This is a genomic window from Streptomyces sp. SPB074, from assembly GCF_000154905.1.
Classification (GTDB): Bacteria; Actinomycetota; Actinomycetes; order Streptomycetales; family Streptomycetaceae; genus Streptomyces.
In genome coordinates this window covers 3728717-3734035 of record NZ_GG770539.1, presented here as the reverse complement: position 1 = coordinate 3734035, position 5319 = coordinate 3728717, and the positions used below count along the sequence as shown (strand labels likewise).

4 protein-coding genes are annotated in these 5319 nt (G+C 72.7%); 2 read left to right on the top strand and 2 right to left on the bottom strand.

All coding sequences use genetic code 11. The features are described from left to right. On the top strand, window positions 1–1088 hold a 1088-nt coding region (locus tag SSBG_RS15465), incomplete at its 5' end, for a mannosyltransferase family protein (protein WP_037869852.1). Window positions 1089–1136: 48 nt separating this feature from the next. On the opposite strand, the gene SSBG_RS15460 is transcribed toward SSBG_RS15465, so the two are convergent. Both SSBG_RS15460 and clpB read right to left on the bottom strand, forming a co-directional pair. After that, complete coding sequence (locus tag SSBG_RS15460) at window positions 1137–1670, bottom strand: YbjN domain-containing protein (protein WP_008747037.1); 534 nt, start codon at window positions 1668–1670, stop codon at window positions 1137–1139. Window positions 1671–1886: 216 nt separating this feature from the next. Further along, on the bottom strand, window positions 1887–4514 hold the full coding sequence (gene clpB / locus SSBG_RS15455) for an ATP-dependent chaperone ClpB (protein ID WP_037869851.1): 2628 nt from the start codon (window positions 4512–4514) through the stop codon (window positions 1887–1889). A 401-nt stretch (window positions 4515–4915) separates the two neighbouring features. Here clpB and SSBG_RS15450 point away from each other — a divergent pair. Then, a partial coding sequence (locus SSBG_RS15450; protein ID WP_008747035.1) for a pyridoxamine 5'-phosphate oxidase family protein occupies window positions 4916–5319 on the top strand: 404 nt, incomplete at its 3' end.

The following is a 5319-nucleotide window of genomic DNA, read 5'->3' as shown; positions in this document are numbered from 1 at the left end:
CGATCCGGCTCACGGGCACCCTCCTCGTCCTGCTCGGCTCGATGATGTTCGGCGGCTCCCCCTACGAGCGGCTGCTGCGGCCCTGGGACGCGCAGTGGTACGAGCACATCGCCGCCCACGGCTACGGCTTCGCCCGGCACGGCAGGCTGCCGAGCCTGCACTACCGCGACATCGCCTTCTTCCCGCTCTACCCGGGGCTCGTGGGGCTGCTGCGCCTCATCCTGCCCCTCTCCGTGCCCGTCCTCGCGCTCCTCGTCTCCTGGTGCTCCGCGCTGCTCGCCGCCTGGGGCATCCACACCGTCGTGGAACGGCTGCGCGACCACCGCACCGCGACCGTCCTGGTGCTGCTCTGGGCGCTGCTGCCGCACGCGGCCGTGCTCTCCGTGCCGTACAGCGAGTCGCTGCTCACCGCCTGCGCGGCCTGGGGGCTGTGGGCGCTGCTCGACGGACGGTGGGTGTGGGCGGGCACGTGCGCCGCGCTCGCGGGGCTCGCGCGCCCGAACGGCGCGGCCCTCGCGGCGGCCGTGATCCTCGCCGGGCTGTGGCTCGCCCGGACGACCCGCGCGCTCCCCGCGCCGCGCGTCCTGGCGGGCATGGCGCTCGCGCCGCTCGGCTGGTTCGGCTACGTGCTGTACGTGGGGTGGGAGCGGGGCGACGTGCTCGGCGGGTACTTCGCCGTGCAGCGCGACTGGGGCTCCACCTTCGACTTCGGGCTCGCGATGCTGCGCTACACCGACCACATCGAGATCGGTGTGAACCGCCCGGAGCGGATCGTCGCCGTCCTGCTCGTCTCGGGGGCGCTACTGCTCTACGCCCTGCTCCTCGCCGAGCGGCGGCGCCCGCTGCCGGGGGCGCTGCTCGTGTACGCGGGAGTGCTGCTCCTCATCTCGGTCGGCGGCTCCGCCTATCTGACCTGCAAGCCGCGCTTCCTGCTGCCGGCCTTCCCGCTGCTCGTCCCGCTCGCCGACCGCCTCGTGGCGGGGCTGTCGGCCCGGCCGGGGCGCGCGCTGCTCGTGCTCGCTTCCCTGGCCGGGCCGGCCCTGCTCTACGGGGCCTATCTCGTCGCAGCGGCGCCCACGGCGCTGTGACCGGGCGGGCCGCGCGGGGCACCAAGGCCCCGGAAGGACGCGGAGGGCTCAGCCCTCGTCCTCGCCCGGCTTCTCCTCGCCGCCCTCGGCGATGTCCTGCTCCAGGCCGAGCTGCTCGACCAGCCAGCGGTCGAACTCGATCGCGGCGCGCACCCAGCTGACGGTCGAGGAGACGAAGTGCTCCAGGCTCACGCCCGTGCCGATGAGCATCTGCGCCTCACCGATGAGACGGACCGAGCCGTCGTCGTGGGTGTGCGTGTAGACCTTCGGCCACAGGGTGCGGCGGTTCCAGTCGTCGATGGCTTCGAGGAGCTGCGGCTTGTCCTCGATGCGGTGCTCGCGGTCGTAGAACGTGCGGACCGAGAAGACCTGCTGCTCGTTCTCGCCGCGGAACATGAAGTACGTGCGGAATTCCTCCCACGGGGCGGCGAGGTCGCCCTCGTCGTCCACGACGTACTTGAGCTCCATCTGTTCGAGGAGCTGCTTCACCAAATCCTGGTCGGGGACGACGGGGCCCGCCGGTCCTTGGGGCTCTGGCTGGTTGCCCCCGAAGTTCGGAATGGAGGACGGGTCGATGCTCACCGTGTATTTCCCTTCGTACGGATGGGGGCCATCCTCCCCCATGTGCGGTGGGGGCTGGCAAGCCCTCGCCCGGCGGGCGGGGCGGGGGCGGACCGGGGGACGGACGGCGGTCGCCCGCGGGGCAGGGGCGACCGGCTCCCCGGGCGTCCCCCGCCCGGGTGCCCGCCGGGGCCCGGGCCAATCCCCCGGGCCCCCAGTCACGCCTTTCCGCGCAGGTCAGAGCGTTTTCGCTGATCCCTCCGCCTGCTCCGCCACCGGCTCGGTCACCGGGCTCACGAGGAGTTCGTCACCGAAGCGCTCGACGCGGACCGTGTCGCCGTCCTCGATCTCGCCCGCGAGGATCGAACGGGCGAGCCGGTCACCGATCGCGGTCTGGATGAGGCGGCGCAGCGGGCGCGCCCCGTACGCCGGGTCATTGCCCTCGGAGGCGAGCCAGGCGAGGGCGTCGGGGGTGACGTCGAGGCGGAGCCTGCGCTCGGCGAGCCGCTTCGCGAGCCGGTCCACCTGGAGCCGCGCGATGTGCGCCAGCTCCTCCGCGTCGAGCGCGGAGAAGACGACTACGTCGTCCAGCCGGTTCAGGAACTCCGGCTTGAAGGAGGCCCGGACGACCTCCAGGACCTGCTCCCGCTTCTGCTCGTCCGGCGTCAGCGGGTCCATCAGGAACTGGCTGCCCAGGTTCGAGGTGAGCACGAGGATCGTGTTGCGGAAGTCGACCGTGCGGCCCTGGCCGTCGGTGAGGCGGCCGTCGTCCAGCACCTGGAGGAGCACGTCGAAGACCTCCGGGTGCGCCTTCTCGACCTCGTCCAGGAGCACGACGCTGTACGGGCGGCGGCGCACCGCCTCGGTGAGCTGCCCGCCCTCCTCGTAGCCGACGTATCCGGGCGGGGCGCCGACGAGGCGCGCGACGGAGTGCTTCTCGCCGTACTCGCTCATGTCGATGCGGACCATGGCCCGCTCGTCGTCGAAGAGGAAGTCCGCGAGTGCCTTGGCCAGCTCGGTCTTGCCGACCCCGGTGGGGCCGAGGAAGAGGAACGAGCCGGTGGGCCGGTCGGGGTCGGCGATCCCGGCGCGCGTCCTGCGCACCGCGTCCGACACGGCGGCGACGGCCTCCTTCTGGCCGATGAGCCGCCGCCCCAGCTCCTCCTCCATGCGCAGCAGCTTGCGCGTCTCGCCCTCCAGGAGCCGGCCGGCCGGGATGCCGGTCCAGGAGCCGACGACGTCCGCGATGTCGTCGGGGCCGACCTCCTCCTTGACCATGGTGTCTCTGGCGGCCTCCTCCTCGGCGCGGCTCGCCTCCTCCAGGTCGCGTTCCAGCGCCGGGATCTCGCCGTAGAGGAGCTGGGAGGCGGTGTCGAAGTCGCCGTCGCGCTGGGCGCGCTCGGCCTGCCCGCGCAGTTCGTCGAGCTTCTCCTTGAGCTCACCGACCCGGTTGAGGGACCGCTTCTCCTTCTCCCAGCGCGCGGTGAGCCCGCGCAGCTCCTCCTCGCGGTCGGCGAGGTCCTTGTGCAGCTTCTCCAGGCGCTGCACGGAGGCCGGGTCGGTCTCCGAGCGCAGCGCCAGCTCCTCCATGCGCAGCCGGTCCACGGCGCGCTGGAGCTCGTCGATCTCGACGGGCGAGGAGTCGATCTCCATGCGCAGCCGGGAGGCGGCCTCGTCCACGAGGTCGATCGCCTTGTCCGGGAGGAACCGCGAGGTGATGTACCGGTCGGAGAGGGTCGCGGCGGCGACGAGGGCGCTGTCGTTGATCTGGACCTTGTGGTGCGCCTCGTACCGGCCCTTGAGGCCGCGCAGAATCGCCACCGTGTCCTCGACGGTCGGCTCGGCGACCAGGACCTGCTGGAAGCGGCGCTCCAGGGCCGGGTCCTTCTCGATCCGCTCGCGGTACTCGTCGAGCGTCGTCGCGCCGACCATGCGCAGCTCGCCGCGCGCGAGCATCGGCTTCAGCATGTTCCCGGCGTCCATCGCCGAGTCGCCGCCCGCGCCCGCTCCCACGACGGTGTGCAGCTCGTCGATGAAGGTGATGACCTGCCCGTCGCTCTCCTTGATCTCGTTGAGCACGGTCTTGAGGCGTTCCTCGAACTCGCCCCGGTACTTGGCGCCCGCGAGCATCGCGCCGAGGTCGAGCGAGACGAGCCGCTTGTCCTTGAGCGATTCGGGCACGTCGCCCTTGACGATGCGCTGGGCGAGGCCCTCGACGACGGCGGTCTTGCCGACGCCGGGCTCACCGATGAGCACCGGATTGTTCTTCGTACGGCGCGAGAGGACCTGGACGACCCGGCGGATCTCCTGGTCCCTGCCGATCACCGGGTCGAGCCGGCCCTCGCGGGCGGCCTCGGTGAAATCGGTGCCGAACTTCTCCAGGGCCTTGTACTGCCCCTCGGGATCGGGAGTGGTCACCCGGCGTCCTCCCCTGGACTCCTGAAACGCTTGCTGAAGCTTCCCGGCACTGGCGCCCTGCCCCGCCAGCACCTCCCCCGTCTGCCCGCCCTTCGCGGCGATGCCGAGGAGCAGGTGCTCCGTCGAGAGGTACTCGTCACCGAGCTCCCTCGCGCGGGCCCCGGCATCCTGCACGGCGGCGAGCGTCTCACGATCGGGCTGCGGCGGCGCGACCGTGGAGCCCGAGACGCTGGGCAGCGCGCCGAGCAGCCGCTCCGCCCCGGCCCGCACCGCCAACTGGTCCGCGCCGACGGCGGCCAGGAGGTCCGTCACGTTCTCGTTGTCCTGGCCCGCCAGGAGCGCGAGGAGCAGGTGGGCGGGCGTCAGGTCGGGGTGTCCCCCGGCCACGGCCCGCTCCCCGGCCGCCTGGATCGCCTCCCGGCTCCTGTTCGTCAGTTCCACGTCCACCGCGTTCGTCCTCCTCGCCACGACGACCGCCCCGGCTGCTCCCGCAGCCGGGCGCGCATTCCGACAGCTTCTCGATGCTCCTTACAGCCTCGATGAAGTTGAGTCTATTCCACTCAAGGAAGTGGAGCGAGCAATCTTCGCGCACTCTTTCGAGGGAATCGCCGAATCGTCGCGCTGACGTTCGAAGGGGGCGGGCCGGGGGCGAGGCTTGCGCGGGCGGGGATGCGCGGGGACGGCTGTCAGGAGTGGGGTGGCACGAGGTGGGTGGTGCCCGGCGCGGAGGCGCGGACGCCCGGCGGACGCCGAGGCGTGCCCGCGAGCCGCCGCCGTACGGGCGCCCACGGCGCCGGGACACCCCCCGCCGCCGCCTCGCGCGCCCCACGCGCCGCTACTCTCCCCCCATGCCCGTCCCGCTCACCGCTCCGCCCGCCTCCTACCTGGAGTTCTGGCGCGAGCGCCACGTCTGCACGCTCACCACGCTCCGCCTCGACGGCACCCCGCACGTCGTCGCCGTCGGCGCCACGCTCGACCACCCCGCCGGGCTCGCCCGCGTCACCACCAACCGCAACAGCCGCAAGGCCCGCAACGTCCTCGCCGCGGGTCCCGGCGGCGCCCCGGTAGCCCTCTGCCAGTTCGAGGGCCGCCGCTGGGCCACGCTGGAGGGCCGCGCCCGGCTGCTCACCGACGAGGAGGAGATCGCGGAGGCGGTCCGGCGGTACGCGGAGCGCTACGGACGTGTCCCGCGGCCCAACCCGGACCGCTCCGTCATCGAGATCACCCTGACGCGCCTCCTCGGCAACGCCTG